Source organism: Pseudomonas sp. FSL W5-0203, assembly GCF_001896155.1.
Taxonomy (GTDB): domain Bacteria; phylum Pseudomonadota; class Gammaproteobacteria; order Pseudomonadales; family Pseudomonadaceae; genus Aquipseudomonas; species Aquipseudomonas paracarnis.
This window is the reverse complement of the sequence record NZ_MPOR01000019.1, coordinates 30,719-52,108: the sequence shown is the minus strand read 5'-3', so window position 1 is coordinate 52,108 and position 21,390 is coordinate 30,719. Positions and strand designations below refer to the sequence as shown.

Annotated in this window: 23 protein-coding genes and 1 tRNA gene; 8 read left to right on the top strand and 16 right to left on the bottom strand. The window is 61.3% G+C overall.

Features of this window, described 5'->3' with window-relative positions:
* Window positions 1-21: 21 nt before the first annotated feature.
* From BOP96_RS17550 to BOP96_RS17535, 4 genes are all read right to left on the bottom strand, one after another.
* A tRNA-Gln gene (locus BOP96_RS17550) sits at window positions 22-96 on the bottom strand.
* Window positions 97-133: 37 nt separating this feature from the next.
* The gene (gene ispE / locus BOP96_RS17545; protein WP_178114207.1) at window positions 134-937 is read right to left on the bottom strand and encodes a 4-(cytidine 5'-diphospho)-2-C-methyl-D-erythritol kinase; all 804 of its coding nucleotides are present in this window, start codon (window positions 935-937) and stop codon (window positions 134-136) included.
* 49 nt (window positions 938-986) lie between these two features.
* Entirely contained in the window at window positions 987-1,604 is a 618-nt protein-coding gene (gene lolB, locus BOP96_RS17540) for a lipoprotein insertase outer membrane protein LolB (protein ID WP_073453469.1), read from the bottom strand.
* A gap of 4 nt (window positions 1,605-1,608) precedes the next feature.
* The gene (locus BOP96_RS17535; RefSeq protein WP_014716833.1) at window positions 1,609-3,333 is read right to left on the bottom strand and encodes a tetratricopeptide repeat protein; all 1,725 of its coding nucleotides are present in this window, start codon (window positions 3,331-3,333) and stop codon (window positions 1,609-1,611) included.
* Between the two features lie 244 nt (window positions 3,334-3,577).
* Between BOP96_RS17535 and hemA the strand changes: the two genes are divergently transcribed.
* From hemA to BOP96_RS17505, 6 genes are all read left to right on the top strand, one after another.
* Window positions 3,578-4,867 (top strand): glutamyl-tRNA reductase, encoded by a 1,290-nt coding sequence (gene hemA, locus BOP96_RS17530; protein ID WP_003188356.1) that lies wholly within the window; start codon window positions 3,578-3,580, stop codon window positions 4,865-4,867.
* The gene (gene prfA, locus BOP96_RS17525) at window positions 4,864-5,946 is read left to right on the top strand and encodes a peptide chain release factor 1 (protein ID WP_014716834.1); all 1,083 of its coding nucleotides are present in this window, start codon (window positions 4,864-4,866) and stop codon (window positions 5,944-5,946) included. The genes hemA and prfA overlap by 4 nt, the downstream gene beginning before the upstream one ends.
* Window positions 5,947-6,777 carry a peptide chain release factor N(5)-glutamine methyltransferase gene (gene prmC, locus BOP96_RS17520; protein ID WP_073453467.1) on the top strand — a complete coding sequence of 277 codons (831 nt, stop codon included), beginning with the start codon at window positions 5,947-5,949 and terminating at the stop codon, window positions 6,775-6,777.
* Window positions 6,771-7,526, top strand: coding sequence for a molybdopterin-synthase adenylyltransferase MoeB (locus BOP96_RS17515; protein WP_069868930.1), 756 nt, complete (start codon window positions 6,771-6,773; stop codon window positions 7,524-7,526). The genes prmC and BOP96_RS17515 overlap by 7 nt, the downstream gene beginning before the upstream one ends.
* Window positions 7,519-8,313: a glutamate racemase gene (gene murI / locus BOP96_RS17510; RefSeq protein ID WP_014716837.1), complete on the top strand. Its 795-nt coding sequence runs from the start codon at window positions 7,519-7,521 to the stop codon at window positions 8,311-8,313. The genes BOP96_RS17515 and murI overlap by 8 nt, the downstream gene beginning before the upstream one ends.
* A 111-nt stretch (window positions 8,314-8,424) precedes the next feature.
* Window positions 8,425-8,943 (top strand): acyloxyacyl hydrolase, encoded by a 519-nt coding sequence (locus BOP96_RS17505; protein WP_073453465.1) that lies wholly within the window; start codon window positions 8,425-8,427, stop codon window positions 8,941-8,943.
* A gap of 141 nt (window positions 8,944-9,084) precedes the next feature.
* Here the strand turns inward: BOP96_RS17505 and BOP96_RS17500 are convergent, their stop codons facing one another.
* The 12 genes from BOP96_RS17500 to BOP96_RS17445 all read right to left on the bottom strand — a co-directional run bounded on the left by BOP96_RS17500 (window position 9,085) and on the right by BOP96_RS17445 (window position 19,074).
* Window positions 9,085-9,387 carry a YkgJ family cysteine cluster protein gene (locus BOP96_RS17500; protein WP_003188364.1) on the bottom strand — a complete coding sequence of 101 codons (303 nt, stop codon included), beginning with the start codon at window positions 9,385-9,387 and terminating at the stop codon, window positions 9,085-9,087.
* 54 nt (window positions 9,388-9,441) lie between these two features.
* Entirely contained in the window at window positions 9,442-9,933 is a 492-nt protein-coding gene (locus BOP96_RS17495; protein WP_073453464.1) for a DUF2878 domain-containing protein, read from the bottom strand.
* Entirely contained in the window at window positions 9,926-11,197 is a 1,272-nt protein-coding gene (locus tag BOP96_RS17490; protein WP_060766634.1) for an SAM-dependent methyltransferase, read from the bottom strand. The genes BOP96_RS17495 and BOP96_RS17490 overlap by 8 nt, the downstream gene beginning before the upstream one ends.
* On the bottom strand, window positions 11,184-11,993 hold the full coding sequence (locus tag BOP96_RS17485; protein ID WP_014716841.1) for a DUF1365 domain-containing protein: 810 nt from the start codon (window positions 11,991-11,993) through the stop codon (window positions 11,184-11,186). Before BOP96_RS17485 ends, BOP96_RS17490 begins: the two co-directional genes overlap by 14 nt.
* Window positions 11,990-13,237: an NAD(P)/FAD-dependent oxidoreductase gene (locus BOP96_RS17480; RefSeq protein WP_073453462.1), complete on the bottom strand. Its 1,248-nt coding sequence runs from the start codon at window positions 13,235-13,237 to the stop codon at window positions 11,990-11,992. Before BOP96_RS17480 ends, BOP96_RS17485 begins: the two co-directional genes overlap by 4 nt.
* Window positions 13,234-14,016, bottom strand: a complete 783-nt coding sequence (locus BOP96_RS17475) for an SDR family NAD(P)-dependent oxidoreductase (protein WP_014716843.1) — start codon at window positions 14,014-14,016, stop codon at window positions 13,234-13,236. Before BOP96_RS17475 ends, BOP96_RS17480 begins: the two co-directional genes overlap by 4 nt.
* A complete protein-coding gene (locus BOP96_RS17470; RefSeq protein WP_073453460.1) occupies window positions 14,013-14,435 on the bottom strand; it encodes a nuclear transport factor 2 family protein in 423 nt (140 codons plus the stop codon). Before BOP96_RS17470 ends, BOP96_RS17475 begins: the two co-directional genes overlap by 4 nt.
* Window positions 14,428-15,870, bottom strand: a complete 1,443-nt coding sequence (gene phrB / locus BOP96_RS17465; protein ID WP_073453458.1) for a deoxyribodipyrimidine photo-lyase — start codon at window positions 15,868-15,870, stop codon at window positions 14,428-14,430. The genes BOP96_RS17470 and phrB overlap by 8 nt, the downstream gene beginning before the upstream one ends.
* Window positions 15,871-16,800 (bottom strand): MerR family transcriptional regulator, encoded by a 930-nt coding sequence (locus BOP96_RS17460; RefSeq protein ID WP_032903986.1) that lies wholly within the window; start codon window positions 16,798-16,800, stop codon window positions 15,871-15,873.
* 3 nt (window positions 16,801-16,803) lie between these two features.
* Window positions 16,804-17,763, bottom strand: a complete 960-nt coding sequence (locus BOP96_RS17455) for a YbgA family protein (protein ID WP_014716847.1) — start codon at window positions 17,761-17,763, stop codon at window positions 16,804-16,806.
* 112 nt (window positions 17,764-17,875) lie between these two features.
* Window positions 17,876-18,091: a TIGR02450 family Trp-rich protein gene (locus BOP96_RS17450; RefSeq protein ID WP_014716848.1), complete on the bottom strand. Its 216-nt coding sequence runs from the start codon at window positions 18,089-18,091 to the stop codon at window positions 17,876-17,878.
* Window positions 18,088-19,074: an NAD(P)/FAD-dependent oxidoreductase gene (locus BOP96_RS17445; RefSeq protein WP_072434153.1), complete on the bottom strand. Its 987-nt coding sequence runs from the start codon at window positions 19,072-19,074 to the stop codon at window positions 18,088-18,090. Before BOP96_RS17445 ends, BOP96_RS17450 begins: the two co-directional genes overlap by 4 nt.
* A gap of 212 nt (window positions 19,075-19,286) precedes the next feature.
* Here BOP96_RS17445 and BOP96_RS17440 point away from each other — a divergent pair, with 212 nt between their 5' ends.
* Entirely contained in the window at window positions 19,287-20,186 is a 900-nt protein-coding gene (locus tag BOP96_RS17440; RefSeq protein ID WP_020302487.1) for a TIGR01777 family oxidoreductase, read from the top strand.
* A gap of 14 nt (window positions 20,187-20,200) precedes the next feature.
* Window positions 20,201-21,226 carry a ferrochelatase gene (hemH, locus tag BOP96_RS17435; RefSeq protein ID WP_014716851.1) on the top strand — a complete coding sequence of 342 codons (1,026 nt, stop codon included), beginning with the start codon at window positions 20,201-20,203 and terminating at the stop codon, window positions 21,224-21,226.
* Window positions 21,227-21,390 lie beyond the last annotated feature (164 nt).

Here is a 21,390-nt window from a genome sequence, read left to right as displayed (position 1 = left end):
ACCTGGATGAGTATTAGAAAATGGCAGGGGCGGCTGGATTCGAACCAACGCATGGCAGGATCAAAACCTGCTGCCTTACCGCTTGGCGACGCCCCTGTATCTGTTGCAACGAGTGCCTAACACTCGGTTCCTTTTAGAGCAGACTTTGCAGCTTGCGATGCAACATCGAAACGTTGCTTCCTTTTGCTACAAACCCTGTAAGGGTCTCTGTAAGAAGGGCCGAGACTTTATCAGCTTCAGCTTTGCTTGGGAAGCCCCCAAACACACAACTTCCAGTGCCGGTTAATTTTGCTTCGGTAAATTTACCTAACAAATTCAAAGCGTTACGTACCTCTGGATAACGCCTTGCTACAACCGGTAAGCAGTCATTTCGACTGTTTCCCTTGGGAACGGGGCGCACTTTAATGGGAGAAGAGTTACGTGTCAACAACGGATCTGAAAAAATTTCTGCTGTACTTACAGATACTTGCGGCACCAGCACGACATACCAAGGTTCTTCGGGTTCTACAGGGGTGAGTTTCTCCCCAACGCCTTCAGCAAATGCGGCGTGCCCCCGCACGAAAACCGGGACGTCGGCGCCCAGCGTGAGGCCCAGCGCAGCAAGGCGATCGTGGTCCCAGCCCAGTTGCCATAAGTGATTGAGGCCCAACAAAGTGGTCGCGGCATTGGAGCTGCCGCCACCGATACCCCCGCCCATGGGCAGGATTTTGTCGATCCAGATATCAATGCCAAGTGGGCAGCCGGATTGTGCCTGAAGTTTTTTGGCTGCCCGCACAATCAGATTGCTGTCGTGGGGCACGCCGTCGAATTCGGTGTGCAGTTGGATTACGCCATCCTCACGCACGGCAAAGGTCAGCTCATCGCCGTAGTCGAGAAACTGAAACAGCGTCTGCAACTCGTGGTAGCCATCTTCACGACGGCCAAGGATGTGCAGCATCAGGTTGAGCTTGGCCGGGGAGGGCAGGGTCAATTTTTGTGCGGACACGTTATTGCCCCAGTTTGCGCGGTTGCCAGTCCTTGATCACCAGCGTGACATCAAGTTCGGTGCCATGCAGCTTGATACGTTCGGGAAGCCAATAGCCGCTTTGCTCCACGTAGCTCAAATATTCGACCTGCCAGCCATCCTGCTCCAGGGTAGCGAGGCGGCTGTCGCCATTGAGGCTCAGCCGGCTCTTGCTGTCAGGTGCCGGCAGGCCGCGGACCCACCAGACCAGATGAGAGACGGGCAGCTTCCAGCCAATCTGCTGCTCCAGCAGTTCTTCCGGAGAGGTTGCCTCGTAGCGGCCCTGATTGGCCACTTCCAGGCTTACTTGCCCTGGCCTGCCAGTCAGGCGGGCTGCGCCACGACCCAGGGGGCCCGAGAGGCGAATGTCGTAGTAGTCCTGGCGTTGCAGCCAGAACAGGGTGCCGCTGCCGGAGTCTTTCGGCGCACGCACCCCGACCTTGCCCTCGATCTGCCAGCCATCGATGCTGCTGAGCTGGTCCTTGTGTTGTTTCCATTGTGCCGGGTTGCCCTGGCCTTCAACGGATTCACGGCTGCCGATGCCCGCGCAACCGGCGAGCAGGGCGATGAAACTGAAAACGATAATGTGGCGCAAGAACATAAGCTTAAAGGGTCTCGGATCCGGTCAGGCGCTTGATGGTGCTGCGCAGGATAGGGCTGTCGGGTTGTTCCTTGAGGAACTTTTCCCAGATTTGTCGGGCTTCGCGCTGCTTGCCATTGGCCCAGAGCACTTCGCCCAGGTGTGCGGCAACTTCCTGGTCCGGGAAACGCTCCAGCGCCTGGCGCAGTAAGCGCTCGGCCTCGTCGAGGTTGCCCAGGCGGTAATTCACCCAGCCCAGGCTGTCGAGTACGGCCGGGTCTTCCGGGTTGAGCGCGTGGGCTTGTTCGATCAGCACCTTGGCTTCGGCGTAGCGCGTGGTGCGATCGGACAAGGTGTAGCCCAGGGCGTTAAGGGCCATGGCGTTGTCCGGGTCACGCTTGATGATCAGGCGCAGGTCTTTCTCCAACTGCGCCAGGTCATTGCGTTTTTCCGCCTGCATGGCGCGGGTGTACAGCAGGTTCAAATCGTCGGGGTATTGCAGCAACGCCTGTTGCAATAACTTCCAGGCGCGTTCGCCCTGCTTGTTGGCCGATAAGGTCTCGGCCTGGATCAGGTACAGCTGGATCGCATAGTCCGGCTCGGCATCGCGGGCCGCGGCCAGGCGTTTTTCCGCTTCGTCGGTGCGGCCATTGCTCATCAGGATGTCGGCTTGGCGCAACTGCGCTGGCAGATAATCATTGCCGGGGCCGACTTGGGCGTATTCAAGCAGGGCCGCCTGCGGGTCGTTGCGCTCTTCAGCGATGCGGCCCAGGTTCAAGTGCGCCGAATCCACGTGGCTGTCACGTTCGATCAGCTCTTGCAGGTAGCCCTTGGCCTCGTCCCAGGCCTTGGCTTCCAGGCACACCAATGCCAGGGAATAACGCAGTTCGTCGTCGTCCGGGTATTGCTGGACCAGGTTGGCGAACTGCACTTTGGCGTCTTCCATCCGGTCCTGCTCAACCAGCATGCGTGCATAGGTCAGGAGCAGGCGCTTGTCGCCGGGGTATTTCTTGATGCTTTTTTCCAGCAGCGGAATCGCTTCCTTGCCGCGGTTAAGGCTTTGCAGCAGGCGTGCACGCAACAGGATCGGCGCGATTTCGCCTTCTTCCGGCGGGTTCTGTTCCAAGAGGTTGAGCGCGGCGTCGGCTTCATCGTCCTGTTGCAGCAGCAGGGCCTTGCCGAAAATCAACTGGCTGTTCTTCGGATGCTTTTGCAGCAGGCGATCGAAACTCTTCATCAGGCCGTTGCGCGTGTCCTGGTCGGTGTCGGCGGCCGATAGCGCAAGAAAGTCAAAATGTGTGTCGCCCTTGCCCTGCAGAACCTTCTCCATATAGACCATGGAGTCGTCATAGCGCCCGGCACGCGCCAATTGCACGGCTGCGGCGCGTTGGGCTTCCAGATCATCCGGGGCGTTTTTGGCCCAGATCAGCGAGGTGTCCAGCGCTGCCTGGTCGGCGCCCAGGTATTCGGCGATGCGAAACGCTCGCTCGGAAATCCCCGGGTCCTGGGTGTTGATGGCCTGGGTCACGTAATTATCCAGCGCAATATCGAAGCGATTGCGCTGGCCGGCCAGTTCAGCGGTCAGCAGGCTGTAGATCGTTTCTTCACTGAACGAGGAATAAACCTTGGGTTTTTCAGGGGCGGGAGTGCTGTCTTCCACCGGCGACGTAGCGTCCGGCGACACGGGTGCCATGGCCTGGCAGCCGCTGAGGAAGACAAAAGCGAGGAGCAACGCGGAAGATCTATTCATATAGGAAGAGGACGACTAACCTGCGGTCGGATCATCATGACACAAGCCTTCGGCCAAACATAACCGGGGCACTCGGAATACGACTATTGCTGCCTTTTGCCTTTCCTTTGTAGGCGCGAGCTTGCTCGCTCCTACAAAAGTGCATTGATAGGCATAAGATATAGGGACAATAGACGACGGTGGTTGTTCTGGATCTTTCGAAGTAGGACAATTGTCGGCTTCCCGACATCATCAGCGATATTGAATGGCCTTCCTCGCACTCGGTATTAACCACAAGACTGCCTCCGTAGACGTGCGCGAGCGCGTGGCGTTTACGCCAGAGCAGTTGGTTGAGGCCCTGCAGCAGCTCTGCCGGCTTACCGACAGCCGCGAAGCTGCGATTCTTTCCACCTGCAATCGCAGCGAGCTCTATATAGAGCAGGAACATCTCTCGGCGGATGTGGTGCTGCGCTGGCTGGCCGATTATCACCATTTGAGCCTCGATGACCTGCGCGCCAGCGCTTATGTGCATGAAGAGGATGCGGCAGTTCGTCACATGATGCGCGTGGCGGCCGGTCTCGACTCGCTGGTGTTGGGTGAACCGCAGATTCTCGGCCAGATGAAGTCCGCCTACGCCGTGGCGCGTGAGGCCGGCACCGTCGGCCCATTGCTGGGCCGCCTGTTCCAGGCCACCTTCAATTCCGCCAAGCAAGTGCGTACCGATACGGCCATCGGCGAAAACCCGGTGTCCGTGGCCTTTGCCGCTGTGAGCCTGGCCAAGCAGATTTTCAGCGACTTGCAGCGCAGCCAGGCCCTGCTGATCGGCGCTGGTGAAACCATCACCCTGGTGGCCCGTCACCTGCACGATCTTGGCGTGAAGCGCATCGTGGTCGCCAACCGCACCCTGGAGCGCGCCAGCATTCTGGCCGAGCAGTTCGGTGCGCATGCGGTGCTGCTGTCGGACATTCCCGCTGAACTGGTACGCAGTGATATCGTCATCAGTTCCACCGCCAGCCAATTGCCGATTCTGGGCAAGGGCGCGGTCGAGAGCGCGTTGAAGCTGCGCAAGCACAAGCCGATCTTCATGGTGGATATCGCCGTTCCCCGGGATATCGAGCCCGAAGTCGGCGAGTTGGACGACGTTTACCTCTATAGCGTTGATGATCTGCATGAAGTGGTCGCTGAAAACCTCAAGAGCCGGCAGGGTGCCGCCCAGGCCGCCGAGGAAATGGTCAGCACCGGTGCCGAAGATTTCATGGTGCGCCTGCGTGAACTGGCGGCAGTGGATGTGCTCAAGGCGTATCGTCAGCAGGGTGAACGCCTGCGTGATGAAGAGTTGCTCAAGGCCCAGCGCATGCTGGCCAATGGCAGTGGCGCCGAAGAGGTGCTGATGCAATTGGCCCGTGGCCTGACCAACAAACTGCTTCACGCGCCTAGCGTCCAGTTGAAAAAGCTTACCGCCGAAGGCCGCCTCGATGCGCTGGCCATGGCCCAGGAACTCTTTGCCCTCGGTGAGGGCGCGTCAGACAGCTCTTCGGATAAAAAACCGCAATGAAAGCGTCACTGCTCAATAAACTGGACGTGCTCCAGGACCGTTTCGAAGAACTGACCGCCTTGCTCGGCGATGGCGAGGTCATTTCCGATCAGACCAAATTCCGTGCCTATTCCAAGGAATACGCCGAAGTTGAGCCCATTGTGGCCACCTATAAAAACCTGCTGAAAGTCCAGGCCGACCTCGAAGGTGCCCAGGCCCTGCTCAAGGACAGCGACCCGGACATGCGTGAAATGGCCGTGGAAGAAGTCCGCGAAGCCAAGGACAAACTCGCTGAGCTTGAGGGTGACTTGCAACGCATGTTGCTGCCCAAGGACCCTAACGACGGACGCAACGTGTTCCTCGAAATCCGCGCCGGCACCGGTGGCGACGAGGCGGCGATTTTCTCCGGCGACCTGTTCCGCATGTATTCGCGTTATGCCGAGCGTCGTGGCTGGCGGGTGGAGATCCTCTCCGAGAACGAGGGCGAGCACGGCGGCTATAAAGAAGTCATCGCCCGGGTTGAAGGCGACAACGTCTATGGCAAGCTGAAGTTCGAGTCCGGTGCGCACCGCGTACAGCGGGTGCCAGCCACCGAATCCCAGGGCCGTATCCACACCTCGGCGTGCACCGTCGCGGTGTTGCCTGAGCCGGACGAACAGGAAGCCATCGAGATCAACCCGGCGGACTTGCGCGTCGACACCTACCGCTCATCCGGCGCGGGTGGCCAGCACGTTAACAAGACCGACTCGGCGATCCGTATCACTCACTTGCCGTCGGGCATTGTGGTGGAGTGCCAGGAAGAACGTTCCCAGCACAAGAACCGTGCACGGGCCATGTCCTGGTTGTCGGCCAAGTTGAACGACCAGCAGACCAGCGCCGCGGCCAACGCAATTGCCAGCGAACGCAAGCTGCTGGTGGGCTCCGGCGACCGCTCCGAGCGTATCCGCACCTACAACTTTGCCCAGGGCCGGGTTACCGACCATCGGGTCAACCTCACCCTCTACTCCCTCGACGAAATTCTCGCCGGTGGCGTGGATGCGGTGATCGAGCCGTTGCTCGCCGAATACCAGGCCGACCAACTGGCGGCGATAGGTGACTGAATGACCATCATTGCCAGCCTGCTGCGCGCCGCTGACCTGCCCGACTCGCCGACGGCGCGCCTGGACGTGGAGTTGCTGCTGGCCGCTGCCCTGGGCAAATCGCGCAGCTACCTGCATACCTGGCCGGAAAAGATCGTCAGCAGCGAAGACGCCCTGACCTTTGCCGGCTACCTGCAGCGCCGCCGCAGCGGTGAGCCGGTGGCCTATATCCTCGGCCAGCAAGGCTTCTGGAAACTCGACCTGGAAGTAGCACCGCACACTTTGATCCCCCGCCCGGAAACTGAGTTGCTGGTGGAAGCTGCCCTGGAATTGCTGCCCGCCACGCCCGCCCAGGTCCTGGACCTGGGCACCGGTAGCGGCGCCATCGCCTTGGCCCTGGCCAGCGAACGTCCGGCCTGGCAGGTCACGGCGGTCGACCGCGTGCTGGAGGCCGTGGCCCTGGCCGAGCGCAATCGTCAACGTCTGCACCTCAATAACGCTACGGTGCTCAACAGCCATTGGTTCAGCGCCCTGCAAGGCCACCGCTTCGACCTGATCATCAGCAACCCGCCCTACATTGCCGACAATGACCCGCACCTGGCGGCCGGCGATGTGCGCTTCGAACCGGCCAGTGCGCTGGTGGCGGGGCACGATGGTCTGGACGACTTGCGCCTGATCACCCAAGAGTCTCCTGACCACCTGAACGACGGAGGCTGGCTGTTGCTCGAGCACGGTTACGACCAGGCCCAGGCCGTGCGCGATTTGTTGCTGAACCAGGGCTTTGACGGCGTACACAGCCGCATCGATCTCGGCGGTCACGAGCGCATCACCTTGGGGCGCCGCCCGTGCTGACCGACCAGGAGCTGTTGCGCTATAGCCGGCAGATTCTGTTGCAGCCTGTCGACATCGACGGCCAATTGCGCCTGAAGCAGAGTCGCGCGTTGATCGTCGGCCTGGGTGGCCTGGGCGCTCCGGTGGCGCTTTACCTGGCCGCTGCCGGGGTGGGCGAATTGCACTTGGCGGATTTCGATACAGTCGATTTGACCAACCTGCAACGCCAGATCATCCATGACACCGACAGCGTGGGGCAGACCAAGGTCGATTCGGCCATGGGGCGCCTGAGGGCGATCAACCCTGAAGTCACCCTGGTCGCCCATCGTGCTGCGCTGGATGCCGACTCGCTGGCCGCTGCGGTCAACGCAGTGGACCTGGTGCTCGATTGCAGCGACAACTTCTCTACTCGCGAGGCGGTCAACGCGGCCTGCGTCGCCGCCGGCAAACCGCTGGTCAGTGGCGCGGCCATTCGCCTTGAGGGGCAGTTGTCGGTATTCGACCCCCGTCGCGCCGACAGCCCCTGTTACCACTGTTTGTACGGGCACGGCAGCGACACTGAACTGACCTGCAGCGAAGCCGGCGTTGTCGGGCCGTTGGTGGGGGTGGTTGGCAGCCTGCAAGCGCTGGAAGCCTTGAAGCTGCTGGCCGGTTTTGGTGAGCCGTTGGTGGGGCGCCTGTTGTTGATCGATGCGCTGACCACGCGTTTTCGCGAGTTGCGCGTCAAGCGTGACCCAGGCTGCAGCGTCTGCGGGGCAAAGCATGGTTAAGGGCGCGCCTATTGGTGTGTTCGATTCCGGCATCGGCGGCCTCACGGTGCTGGAAGAAATCCAGCAGTTGTTGCCCCACGAGTCACTGTTGTACGTGGCTGACTGCGGGCACATTCCTTATGGCGAGAAAACGCCGGCGTTCATTCTTGAGCGTTCTCGCTCGGTCGCTGAGTTTTTCCGCGAGCGGGGCGCCAAGGCCTTTGTGATTGCCTGTAATACGGCGACTGTCGCCGCCGTGGCCGACTTACGCCAGGATTACCCTGACTGGCCATTGGTCGGTATGGAGCCTGCGGTCAAACCTGCGGCCGCAGCCACGCGCAGTGGCGTGGTGGGTGTGCTCGCCACCACCGGTACCCTGCAAAGCGCCAAGTTCGCCGCCTTGCTCGACCGCTTCGCCACCGATGTACGGGTGATTACCCAGCCGTGTCCAGGCCTGGTGGAGCTGATTGAAGCCGGCGACCTCAACAGCCCGGCCTTGCGCGCCCTGCTGCAAGGCTATGTCGAGCCGCTGCTCAGCGCCGGTTGCGACACCATCATCCTGGGTTGCACTCATTACCCCTTCCTCAAGCCACTCCTGGCGCAGATGCTGCCCCCCAGCATCATCCTCATTGATACCGGCGCCGCTGTGGCGCGCCAGCTCAAGCGCTTGCTGGGTGAGCGCGACCTGCTGGCCGCTGGCGAACCTGAAGCTACACAGTTCTGGACCAGCGGCGATCTGTGTCACCTAAGAAATATCCTACCGACACTTTGGAAACATCCTGGAGTTGTGCGAAGCTTTGGCTCGTGAAAATTTCGTGAAATAACACTGAAAAAAGCTGAACTTCTGGCTATGCGTCGGCTTCTATAGCCCGTTAGCCTGTACATAACCCAATTATTCCGTTTGCAAAGGACGTTTCACATGAAGCGCTTGTTCTGTTTGGCTGCGATTGCGGCCGCTATGTTGGGACACTCTGTTTCAGCCCAGGCCGCCGGCCTGGAGTTCGGCTTGGGGAGCACCAGCGATTCGACGCTGACCTACCGCCTGGGCCTGACCTCCGATTGGGACAAAAGCTGGATGCAGAGCAATGTCGGCCGACTGACCGGCTACTGGAGCGGCGCCTATACCTATTGGGAAGGGGACGAGCGTGCAGGCGCCAGCAGCCTGTCGTTCTCGCCGGTATTTGTGTATGAGTTTGCCGGCGAGTCGGTCAAGCCCTACATCGAAGCCGGTATCGGCGTGGCGTTGTTCTCCCGCACTCGGCTGGAAGACAACAACATCGGCCAGTCCTTCCAGTTCGAAGACCGTCTGGGTTTCGGCCTGCGGTTCAACGGCGGGCATGAAGTGGGCATTCGTGCCACGCATTATTCCAATGCCGGCATCAGCAGCAATAACGATGGGGTAGAGAGCTACTCGCTGCACTACACCATGCCGCTCTAATCTCAAGAACACTTGGCCCCCCTGTGGGAGCGGGCTTGCTCGCGAAAGCGGTGTATCAGCTAGCACATACTTAGACTGACCCAACGCATTCGCGAGCAAGCCCGCTCCCACACAAGCCCGTGATCGTCACGAAGTTCGGGGTCAGCGATAGGCCGTGGTAATACCTTCGCGCTCTTCAAGGCATTCCGGCGCCCCCATCTCGAACTCCCGGCAAATCAACGGCCGAAGCTCATAGATCGTGCACATCATCGTGTCGCGGTCCAGCGCTGCGCACCAGCCGTCGTCCAGGCGCAGCATCACCTCACCTCCCCAATCGTCGGTATCGATAAAGCGTTGCGGCACGCCGGTGTCGGTGATCAGCATGACTTCCAGCTGGCAGCAACAGGCCGCGCACGTCGAGCAGGTGACGGGTTCGGTGATTTGAATGTGAGGGATGTTGGTCATAGGCGCGCAGTGTAAGGCAAGTGCGCTAGACGCGTATGAATGCTCGGACGGGCGTCAGTATTCCAGCCTCTGTGCAACCCCGTGCAACAGCGGAAAGAGCATGGCCCATAACAGCGCCAGGCCGATCAGTGTCGGGGTGGTGCCGTACGCAAAACTCACGCCTGCCAATTGGCCGCCGGCGTAATAAGACAACGGCCCGCCCACCGCGCCTAGCAGGCTGGCCAGCCACCAGGGCCGTGCGCTCCAGGCCAGGCAATGGCGCAAGGTGGTGGCCAGCAAGGCCCATAACAGTATCAGCCACAGCGGAATCAGTGGTCCCGGCGTATTGAACTCAAACACGCCGAGCCCGCGCAGTGCTGTATCGACCAGCGTTCCCAGCACCGTCACGGCCAGAATCACTTGCCCCTCTCTTGCCCAAGCACTTATCCACAGCAAGTGTGCGCCCAGTACCGCGACGCCGATCAGCAACCAACGGCTATCGCCGCCGAGTACGCAGGCAAACCAGCCGCACTGAAACAGCACGGCATTGGCCAGGGATTTAAGCACTGAAACGCCCGAGCAGCGGCGGATTGATGGCCGCCGGTTTGGCCAGCAGCAACTGCGCGGTGCCGATGGTGCGCTCCATAAAGCCGCCTTCGCAGTAGCACAGGTAAAACTCCCACAGGCGCAGGAAGTATTCGTCATAACCGAGTTCCGCAAGACGGCCATGGGCGCGGCGAAAGTTTTCATGCCACAGGCGCAGGGTGCGAGCGTAGTGCAGGCCGAAGTCTTCCATGTGCAGCAGGTTCATGTCGGTGTCGCGGCTGACGATCTGCAGCATGTTTTGCACACAGGGCAGCGCGCCGCCGGGGAAGATGTAGCGCTGGATAAAGTCGACGCTGCGCTTGGCCTGTTCAAAGCGCTGTTCACGTATGGTGATGGCTTGCAGCAGCATCAGGCCGTCGGGCTTGAGCAACTGGGCACATTGTTTGAAATAGGTGGGCAGGAAACGATGGCCCACCGCTTCAATCATTTCGATCGACACCAGCTTGTCGTACTCACCGGTGAGGTCGCGGTAATCGCTCAGCAGCACGGTCACTTGATCTTGCAGGCCCAGCGCCTCGACACGCTGGGCGGTGTAGGCGAACTGCTCCTTGGACAAGGTCGTGGTGGTGACCCGGCAACCATAATGCTGCGCCGCATACAACGCCATGCTGCCCCAGCCGGTACCGATTTCCAGCAGATGGTCGCTGGGCTTGAGCGCCAGTTTCTGGCAAATCCGCGCCAGCTTGTTCAGCTGTGCCTGCTCCAGGGTGTCATCAGGCGTCAGGAACTGCGCCGCCGAGTACATCATGGTGGGGTCGAGAAATTCTTCGAACAGGTCGTTGCCCAGGTCGTAATGGGCGGCGATGTTTTTTTGCGAGCCTTTGCGTGTGTTGCGGTTGAGCCAGTGCAGGCCCTGAGTGAACGGCCGGGCCAGGCGTGCCAGCCCGCCTTCCATGGCGTCGAGCACCTCCAGATTGCTGACCATCACCCGCACGACGGCGGTGAGGTCGGGGCTGGTCCAGTAACCATGGATAAACGCTTCGCCAGCGCCGATCGATCCATTGGCCGCTACCAGCCCCCATACCGCCGCGTCGAGAATCTGGATCTCGCCCAGCAGGTGCGCTTCCCGTGCGCCGAAGACTTGCCGCTCGCCATCCTCGATGATCACCAACTGGCCGTGGCGCAATTGGCTGAGCTGGCGCAACACGCCTTTGCGCAACAGCGCAGCGGTCATGCCGTTGACGTTCAGGCGGTTAGCCTTGACCGATAAGCTAGGGGATTTCATGGTGGCGATCCTTGGTATACCCGACTGCGGTGCGAGAGGCGCCATCGGCGGCCTGGTGGGAAAAAATCGGTGTGCGTTTGAGCAGCAGGCGCAAGGCTTGCCAGTAGATCGCAAGGCCGGTCTTGGCGGTCATCCAGGGGAAGCGCCACAGATAGCGATGCAGGCTGGCGCGGCTCAGTGCCTGTTTTTCCAGGCTCAAGGTGGCGTCGAAGACTTTTTGCGTGCCCTGCCAATCGGCCATATGCACGCCGAGCCTGGCTGCGGGCGGGCTGAAACTCATGCGGTATTCCAGCTCGCGAGGCAAAAACGGCGACACATGGAAGGCCTTGGCCACGGCGAAATGCTGGTGCTCATCGGCGCCCAGTGCCTGGGCAGGCAGCACGTAGTGATAGCGCTCGCGCCATGGGGTGTTGGTCACTTCACACAGGATCGCGGCCAGTCGCCCGTCAGCCTCGAAGCAGTAGAAGAAACTCACCGGGTTAAAAGCCAGGCCCCAACTGCGGGCCTGGGTCAGCAGGCAGATAGCGCCCTGGGGCGTATGCCCCAGGGCCTTGCCGACTTCGTCGCGCACAGCATCGCTCAAGCTCATGCCGTGGCGCGTGAATTCACGCAGGTAATCCTGCTGGCGGAAACCGAAAGGCGCCAGGCGACTCGTGCCAGCCAGCGGCGAGAGCCCCAGTACTTCGTCCTCTTCGCTGAGGTCCAGGTACAGCAGGCCGATGCGGTAGCGAAAGGCGTGGGCCTTGGGCGTAAACCGCCGATGGGCGATCCAGCCGCTGTACAGGGCGCTGTTCACAGGGTTTCCCCAAACGCCTGGGCCACGCGCAGAGCGCTGACCACGCCGTCTTCGTGAAAGCCGTTGGCCCAGTAGGCCCCGCAGTAGAAGGTATTGCGCACGCCGTTCAATTCTTCCCAGCGTGCCTGTGCGGCGACTGCGGCCAGGCTGTATTGCGGATGGGCGTAGGTGTAGCGCGCCAGGATCTTCAGCGGGTTGATCATCGGCGTCTGGTTGAGGCTGACGCAAAAGGTAGTGGCGCTGTCGATGCCTTGCAGGATGTTCATGTCATAGGTGACGGCGGCCTGTTGTTGCACGTTGCCCGTCAGCCGATAGTTCCAGCTGGCCCAGGCCAGTTTGCGGTCGGGCAGCAGGCGTGTGTCGGTGTGCAGCACCACGTCGTTGTCGGCGTAGGGCAGGGCACCGAGGATCTGCTGTTCGGCCTGGCTGGGGTCATCGAGCAAGGCCAGGGCCTGATCGCTGTGGCAGGCGAACACCACGCGGTCGAAGGTTTCGCTGCCGGCCGGGCTGTGGATAACCACACCCTCGTCGCTGCGTTGCACCTTATGCACAGGGCAGTTGAGCCGTATCTGTTCGCGAAAGCTGCGGGTCAGCGGCTCGATATAACAGCTGGAGCCGCCTTCGATCACGCACCATTGCGGGCGGTTGCTCACCGAAAGCAAGCCGTGATTCTTGAAGAAGCGCACAAAAAACTGCAGCGGAAACTTGAGCATATCGGCCAAGGACATCGACCAGATGGCCGCGCCCATCGGCACGATGTAATGCCGGATAAACCTGGGGCCATAGCCGCCAGCGGTGAGGTAATCGCCCAGGGTCATGTCGGCGCTGATGCGCTGCTCTTGCAAGTCCAGGGGCGCCTGGCGATTGAAGCGCAGGATATCGCGCAACATGCCCCAGAACCCCGGCGACAGGATGTTGCGGCGCTGGGCAAACAGGCTGTTGAGGTTGTTGCCGTTGTACTCAAAGCCAGTGCTTTGGTCACACACCGAAAAGCTCATCTCGGTGGGTTTGAACCTGACCCCGATCTGCTCCAGCAGACGGATGAAGTTGGGGTAGGTCCAGTCGTTGAACACAATGAAGCCCGTGTCCACCGCATAGCTTTTGCCGTCGACCGTCACCTTGGCCGTGTGGGTATGCCCGCCAATGCAGTCACTGGCCTCGAACAGCGTAATGTCGTGGCGACGGCTGAGCAGGTAGGCGCCGGTCAGCCCGGCGATGCCGCTGCCGATAATGGCGATCTTCACAGGTCGTCCTTCTTCGGTGGAGGGCTGCGCAGCATGCGTTTGCCGATGATCAGTTGCGCGCGGTTGGGCAGCTTCGACAGCGGCCACAAGGTGGCAATGAACAGGGCCGGAAAGGCGATTTCCAGCGGGCGTTTTTCCAGCTTGGCGAAGATGTGTTTCGCGGCTTTGTCGGCCGGCCAGCTCAGGGGCATCGGGAAATCATTGCGCTCGGTCAGCGGCGTGTCGACGAAGCCTGGGCTGATCACCGTGACATCGATGTTTTCTGGCGACAGGCCGATACGCAGGGATTCGAACAAGTAACGCAGGCCGGCCTTGGACGCGCCGTAGGCTTCGGCGCGAGGCATGGGCAGGTAGGTCACGGCACTGGCCACGCCCACCAGATGCGGGGTACGCCCGGCGCGCAACAGCGGCAGCGCGGCCTCGATGCAATAACTGCTCGCCAGCAGGTTGGTACGCACCACGTGCTCGATGATCGAGGCGTCAAATTGCCGGGCGTCGACGTATTCACAAGTGCCGGCGTTGAGGATCACCGTGTCCAGCGAACCCCAGACCTCGCTGATACGCTCACCGATCTCGCGCACGGTCTGGCTGTTGGTCAGGTCGCCGGCCACCACCAGCACCTGGCCTGGATATCGAACGGCGAGGGCATCCAGCGGGCCTTGGGTGCGGGAACTCAGGGCCACTTGGGCGCCGCTCTCGAGCAACTCCACGGCCAGCGCCGCACCGATACCACTGCTGGCGCCGGTCAGCCAATAACGACGGGGCGGTGTAAGGCTCATCCCATTCTCCTTTTCAGCCAACGAATAACGCGACCCAGTAGGGGGACATGTTCATAGAGCAGGGCGCCGGCATCGAAGTAGTCGCGATGGCGGTAAACCTTGTCGTGCCACATCAAATGGGAACAGCCTGGCACCTCGATCACCTGGCCGCCGGCCAGGCGTGGGTGACGAAAACGCATAGTCCAGCGCAGGTCGCCCTCGCCTTCGGCCACGGTATCGAAGCCGTGGAAGTCAAAATTCAGCTCGCTGACGTTGCTGTACAAGTCGGCAAAGTAACGCTGCAACGCTGGCAGGCCCTGAACTTCATGCAGGGGGTCGGCGAAGGCGACGTCCTCGCTGTACAGGCGGCCGAGCAGGTGCAGGTTGTGCTTGTCCAGCGTGGCGAAGGTGGGGGCGAACTGGCGCAGGAAGTCACTCATGTTCGGCCATCTCCTGACGCGAAGGCAGCCGGCGAAATGCGGCCAAGGCGCGCTCGCGAGACTGTTTCAAATCGACGATGGCACGCGGGTAATCCGCCACGCCGAACAGGCCGCCAGCCGCTTCGGGGTTGTGCACTTGTTTTTTATTCAGCGCGGCCAGTTCCGGGAGCCAGCGTTTGATGAATACGCCGTCGCCGTCGAATTTTTCCGATTGGCTCAGCGGGCTGAATATCCGGAAATACGGCGCCGAGTCGGTGCCGGTGGACGAACTCCACTGCCAGCCGCCGTTGTTGGCCGCCAGATCACCGTCGATCAGGTGGCGCATGAAGAAGCGCTCGCCTTCGCGCCAGTCTATCAGCAGGTTTTTGGTCAGGAACATCGCCACCACCATGCGCAGGCGGTTGTGCATCCAGCCGGTTTCCAGCAGTTGGCGCATGGCCGCGTCGATGATCGGCAAGCCGGTGCGCGCCTGTTGCCAGGCGGCCAGGTCTTCGGGCGCCTTGCGCCAGACCAGCGCTTCGGTTTCCGGGCGAAACGCGCGGTGGCGGGAAACCCGTGGGTAGCCGACCAGGATGTGCTTGTAGAACTCGCGCCACAGCAGCTCGTTGATCCAGGTGATGGCGCCGATGTCGCCGCTTTCGAACTCGCCCTGGTTGGTTTGCAGCGCGGCGTGCAAGCACTGGCGCGGCGAAACCACTCCGGCGGCCAGGTAGGCAGAAAGCTGACTGGTGCCGGGCTTGGCCGGGAAGTCGCGTTCGTCCTTGTAATAGCTGATCTGCTGATCAGCGAAGGCATCGAGGCGACGGCGCGCCTCGTCTTCGCCAGCGGGCCAGAGGGCACGCAAGGTTTCGCTGGGTGTCGGGAACCCTTCGACTGCCGTTGGCACAGGGTCGCTCTTCACGCCAGGCTCGGCCTGGGCCTTTGGCGTCGGCACCCTGCGGGGCAGGGCGCTGTGCAGGCGGCTGTAGCAGACCTTGCGGAACTGGCTGAACACCTGGAAGTAGGTGCCGGTCTTGGTCAGCACACTACCCGGCTGGAAAAACAGTTGGTCCAGGTAGCTGTGGAAGGTCACGCCGTCAGCTTCCAGGGCCTGGGCCACGGCGCTGTCGCGGCGGCTCTCGTGAATGCCGTATTCCTCGTTGACGTGTACCGACTCCACCGACAGCTCGCGGCACAGTTGGCTCAGTACCGTCGGCGCCTGGTCCCAGGTCGCGGCGTGGCGGATTAACAGGGGGATGTTGAGGTTGTCCAGTGCCTGGCTCAGATGCTGCAAGTTGCGCAGCCAGAAATCGACTTTGCACGGCGCGTCATCATGCGCCTGCCATTGCTCGGGTGTGATCAGGTAAACAGCCGCGACGGGGCCGCGCTGGCTCGCGGCCGCCAGGGCAGTGTTGTCGTGCAGGCGCAAGTCGGTGCGCAACCAGATCAGATGCATTCAGACAATTCCACGCTGGATCAATAATTGATGGGCCGACAACAGGTCCTCGGCCACGGACAACTCAGGGATGTCCTGGGTTAATACGCCCAACTCGGCGTGGTGGATGCACACCGTTGGTCCGGCAATCACGGTTGGGCAACGGATGCCGCCCAGCAGTTTGCTGAGGGCCGGCACCTGCAACGCCTTGCTCGAATACAGCAGCACCGCACGCGGTTGCAGGTGTTCCACCGCCAGGGCGAGTTCGCCCACCGGCAGCGGCCAATCGAACACTTCCACCGGGCAATCGGCACTGCTGGCCAGCCAGGCGCTGAGCCACAGGTGCGGTTCCAGGGGCAGGTCGGAATGATTGACCAGCAACAGGGGCGCGCCGTGGAGTTGACGATTGTTGTGATAGATCCGTGCGCCGAACTTGCTGCGCAACCAGGACAAGAAGAACACCCGCTCCATCTGCGCGCCGAACTGGCCCTGCCAGCGTTGTTCCAGCTCGTTGAGCAGCGGCAGCATCAGTTGCTCGCACAAGGTACGTGGCGGGTAGAGCGCCATGGCCTGGTTGAAGGCGTCATCGACCCGGCGCTCGGCCAGTTCACTGATGGCACTCACCAAATGCTGGCGCAGGCTCTGCCACTCGTTTTCCATCGGCTCCGGGCTACCTTGGGCGGAGTCGATCAGCCCTTTGACCTGGCTGACCGGCACGCCGCGATTGAGCCAGGTGAGGATGGCCTGGATGCGTTGTACGTGTTCGGCGCTGAACAACCGATGCCCTTTGGGCGTGCGCTGGGGCACGATGAGGCCGTAGCGGCGCTCCCACGCGCGCAGCGTCACCGCATTCACGCCGGTCTGGCGCGCCACCTCGCGGATCGGCAGCCAGCCGTTTTCCAGGGCCAGGGCGATGTCTTCGCCGGGTTCGTCGAGCAGGGCAGGTTTCATGGGTTAGATCGCATTACGCAGGCTGAGGTTTTCCGGGTGCGGTTGCAGGTAGGCCTGCTGCGCGATGTAGCGGTCCGGATGTTGGCGAAAGTGGTGCTTGAGCAGGGTCAGCGGCACCACCAGTGGCACGATGCCGTGGCGGTATTGGCCGATGACGGTCTGCATTTCCTGTTTGTCATCGGCGCTGATGGCCTGCTTGAGGTAGCCACTGATGTGTTGCAGCACATTGGTATGGGTACCGCGAGTCGCGCATTTTTTCAGGCCCGCCATCAGTTCGCTGAAATAGCCGTCGGCCAAAGCTTGCAGGTCAATGCCCTTGCCCATGCTGCCGAGCAAGTGGCCCAGGCTTTTGTAATGCGCCGGGCTGTGGGCCATCAGCAGGTACTTATAGCGCGAGTGAAACGTCAGCAAGCGGTGACGGGTAAGACCGTCGGCCAACAGTTGCTGCCAACTGGCGTACACGAATACGCGGGTGAGGAAGTTTTCCCGCAGCACCGGGTCGTTCAGGCGACCGTCTTCCTCCACCGGCAGGTTGGGGTGGCGGGCACAAAACGCCTGGGCGTAAATACCGCGCCCGCCACCGTCGACGGGCGTGCCGTTGTCGCGGTACACCTTGACCCGCTCCAGCCCGCAAGACGGTGACTTTTGCATGAAAATGTAGCCGCACAGGTCGGTATGTTCCCGGGCCATTTGCTGGCCGTAATCGTCCAGTGGCTGAGTGACATTGAGCGCAGGGTTTACGCTGCCCACAGCCTGCGGTTGGTTGGGATCGCCGACCAGGCGGATCGCTTGCCGAGGAATGCCCAGGCCGATGGCAACTTCAGGGCACAACGGGACAAAATCGAAGTAGTCACTCAGGGTCTGGCTGCATAGCAGGGACTGTTTATGACCGCCATTGAAGCGCACGTTCTCACCCAGAAGGCAGGCGCTGATGGCGATCTTCGGTTTCACATGGCTGGACATAAGCAAACCTCTGCAAGAATCCTGTACAAGCTAAAAATCTTGTACAACTAAATCTCATCATAGGCTCGATGTTGTACAAGTCAAATAATTTGTACAGGTTTGTGCCGCCGCTTTATTTCCAGCCGATTTTCCAGTCTTCAGCGTTTTTCAGGGTCTGCCAGGGCAGGCGTTCGGCGCGCCGAGTAAGGATGGCCTGCAGTTCGATGTCCAGCACCGTGCCCTCGTCGTCACGGAACAACTCGGTGACCAGGAAGTGTTTTTCCTTGTGGCGAGGATGAGCTGCCGTCCATTTTGACAGCAGCAGTTTGGCGGGGTTGATGCGGTTCATTGCAGGTGCTCGATCAAGCGTCGCGCCGCTTCCTGGCCACTCAACCAGGCACCTTCCACCCGACCGGACAGGCACCAGTCGCCGCAAACGAACAAGCCCAGGTCGGCGTCGGCCAGCACACCGAACTCATGGCTGCTGGAGGGGCGTGCGTAGAGCCAGCGATGCGCCAGGCTGAACGACGGCGCGGGCATGGCGCTGTGCAGCAATTCGGCAAAGGCGCCGTGCAGGTGTTCGATCACCGCTTCCTTGGGCAGGTCCAGGTGGGCCTTGCTCCAGGCGCTGGTGGCGTGCAGCACCCAGGTGTCGAGGGTGGTGTCGCGCCCAGGCTTGCTGCGGTTGCGCGCCAGCCAGTCGAGGGGGCTGTCTTGCACGAAGCAGCCCTCCATCGGCGTATCCAGGGGCTTGTCGAACGCCAGGGCGATGGCCCAGGTCGGGTCCATTTTCACCCCGGCGGCGGCGCTCGCCAGCTTGGGCGCGGCGGCCAGCAGGGCGGTGGCTTGGGGCGCCGGCGTGGCAATGATCACGTGACTGAAAGGGCCGTGATTGCCGCCGTCCGCGTCGAGCAGGTTCCAGTGCTGCGTGCCCTGGAAGACTTCGGTGATGCGGCAACCGAACTCCACCGGCAAGTCGTCGAGCAGGGCGCGGGTGATGGCGCTCATGCGCGGTGTGCCCACCCAGCGGATCTGCTCATCGGGGGAGGGCGTCAATTGCCCGGACTTGAAGTTATACAGCTGGGGCTTCCACTGCTCGGCCCAGCCGTTGGTTTGCCAGCGCTGCACTTCGTTGACGAAGCGCCGGTCGCGGGCGGTGAAATATTGCGCGCCCATGTCCAGCGCGCCGGCGTCGCTGCGCTTACTGGACATGCGGCCACCGCTGCCGCGGCTTTTATCGAAGAGTTGTACTGCGTGCCCGGCGTCTTGTAACGCTCGGGCGGCGGAGAGACCGGCGATGCCGGTACCAATGATCGCGATGGGAACAGTCATGGGAGGCCTCGTTTTACCGTTGGGTACAGACTACGCCGACACCAATAGCTGTACAATATTGTTTTTTGGTATAAGTTTTGGCGTGCCTGATTGTGTGGCGTGACCTATGGTTAAGCTAAGGCTTGAACCCCCGTCACGCTCAATTATCAAATTGATCCCTGCTTATAAAATAGACCAGTGAGCGGCGGCGAACGTTACATGAGGAGAGTCCCATGCATATTTTGCTGACCGGCGGTACCGGCTTGATCGGTCGCCAACTCTGCAAGCACTGGCTCGCGCAAGGCCATCGCCTGACGGTGTGGAGCCGGCAACCGGAAACGGTCGCCCAGGTGTGTGGTGCGCAGGTGCTCGGGGTGGCTCGTCTACAAGAGGTGATTGGCGCGGTGGACGCGGTGGTCAACCTGGCAGGCGCGCCTATCGCCGACCGGCCTTGGACCCACAAGCGCAAGGCATTGCTGTGGAACAGTCGCATTCACCTCACCGAAACCTTGCTGGCCTGGATGGAAAGCCTGGAGCAAAAACCGGCGGTGCTGATCTCCGGTTCTGCGGTGGGTTGGTACGGCGACGGCGGCGAGCGCGAACTGACCGAAGCCAGCGGCCCGGTGCTGGACGATTTTCCCAGCCAGTTGTGTATCGCCTGGGAGGAAACCGCCCAGCGTGCCGAAGCCTTGGGCATTCGCGTGGTGCTGGTGCGTACGGGGTTGGTGCTGTCTGCCGAGGGCGGCTTTTTGTCGCGCCTGCTGCTGCCGTTCAAACTGGCGCTGGGCGGGCCGATTGGCAATGGACGGCAGTGGATGCCCTGGGTGCATATCAAGGATCAAATCGCCCTGATTGATTTTCTTCTGCACAAGCAAGACGCCAACGGTCCTTATAATGCCTGCGCGCCACACCCGGTGCGCAACCGCGAATTTGCCAAGACCTTGGGCCAGGTGCTGCACCGCCCGGCGTTCATGCCGATGCCGGCATTTGCGTTGAAGGTTGGCCTGGGTGAGTTGTCCGGCTTGTTGCTGGGCGGGCAAAAGGCTTTGCCTGAACGGCTGCAGGCCGAAGGTTTCACTTTCCAGTTCACTGAGTTGCGTGCGGCTCTGGACGACTTGTCCAGCCGCCTCTAAAGATAGGATGTTGCATGACCGATCACGCGTTGTTACTGGTCAACCTGGGTTCGCCAAAGTCCACTTCAGTGGCCGATGTGCGCAGCTACCTCAATCAGTTCCTGATGGACCCTTATGTGATCGACTTGCCGTGGCCGGTGCGGCGCTTGCTGGTGTCGCTGATCCTGATCAAGCGCCCCGAGCAATCGGCCCATGCCTATGCGTCGATCTGGTGGGACGAAGGTTCGCCGCTGGTGGTGCTGAGCCGCCGCCTGCAACAGCAGATGACCGCGCAGTGGACCCAGGGCCCGGTGGAACTGGCGATGCGTTACGGCGAACCGTCCCTGGAAACGGTCCTGACGCGCCTGGCCGCCCAGGGTATTCAAAAAATCACACTGGCGCCGTTGTACCCTCAATTTGCCGACAGCACCGTCACCACGGTGATAGAGGAAGCCAAGCGAGTGGTGCGCGACAAGCAACTGAATGTGCAGTTTTCGATCCTGCAACCGTTCTACGATCAGCCTGAGTACCTCGATGCGCTGGCGGCGAGTGTGCGCGCTTATGTGGAGCAGGATTACGATCACTTGCTGCTCAGTTTCCATGGTTTGCCTGAGCGTCACCTGACCAAGCTCGACCCTACCGGCCAGCACTGCTTCAAGGACGCCGACTGCTGCAAGAACGCATCCCCTGAAGTGCTTGCCACCTGTTACCGCGCGCAGTGCTTCAGCGTGGCGCGGGATGTGGCCGAGCGGCTGGGTTTGCCGGAGGGCAAATGGTCGGTGGCGTTCCAGTCCCGCCTGGGCCGGGCCAAGTGGATCGAACCCTACACCGAGGCGCGCCTTGAGGCATTGGCCCAGCAAGGGGTGAAGAAGCTGCTGGTGATGTGCCCGGCGTTCGTCGCCGACTGTATTGAGACGTTGGAGGAAATTGGCGATCGCGGTCGCGAGCAATTTCGTGAAGCGGGGGGCGAGGAGTTGGTGTTGGTGCCTTGCCTGAATGACGAGCCGCAGTGGGCGGCGGCGCTTAATACCCTGTGCGAACGGGCGCCGGTTGCCTTGTAATCGAGCCCTGCGGTGATCCAATTGTGGGAGCTGGCTTGCCTGCGATGGCGGCCTAACCGCGACGCTTCCCTACTTGACCCCCCGCGGACCAATTGTGGGAGCGGGCTTGCTCGCGAAGGCGGCATGGCAGTCAACACAGTTGGATTGTGTACATATCCATTCCT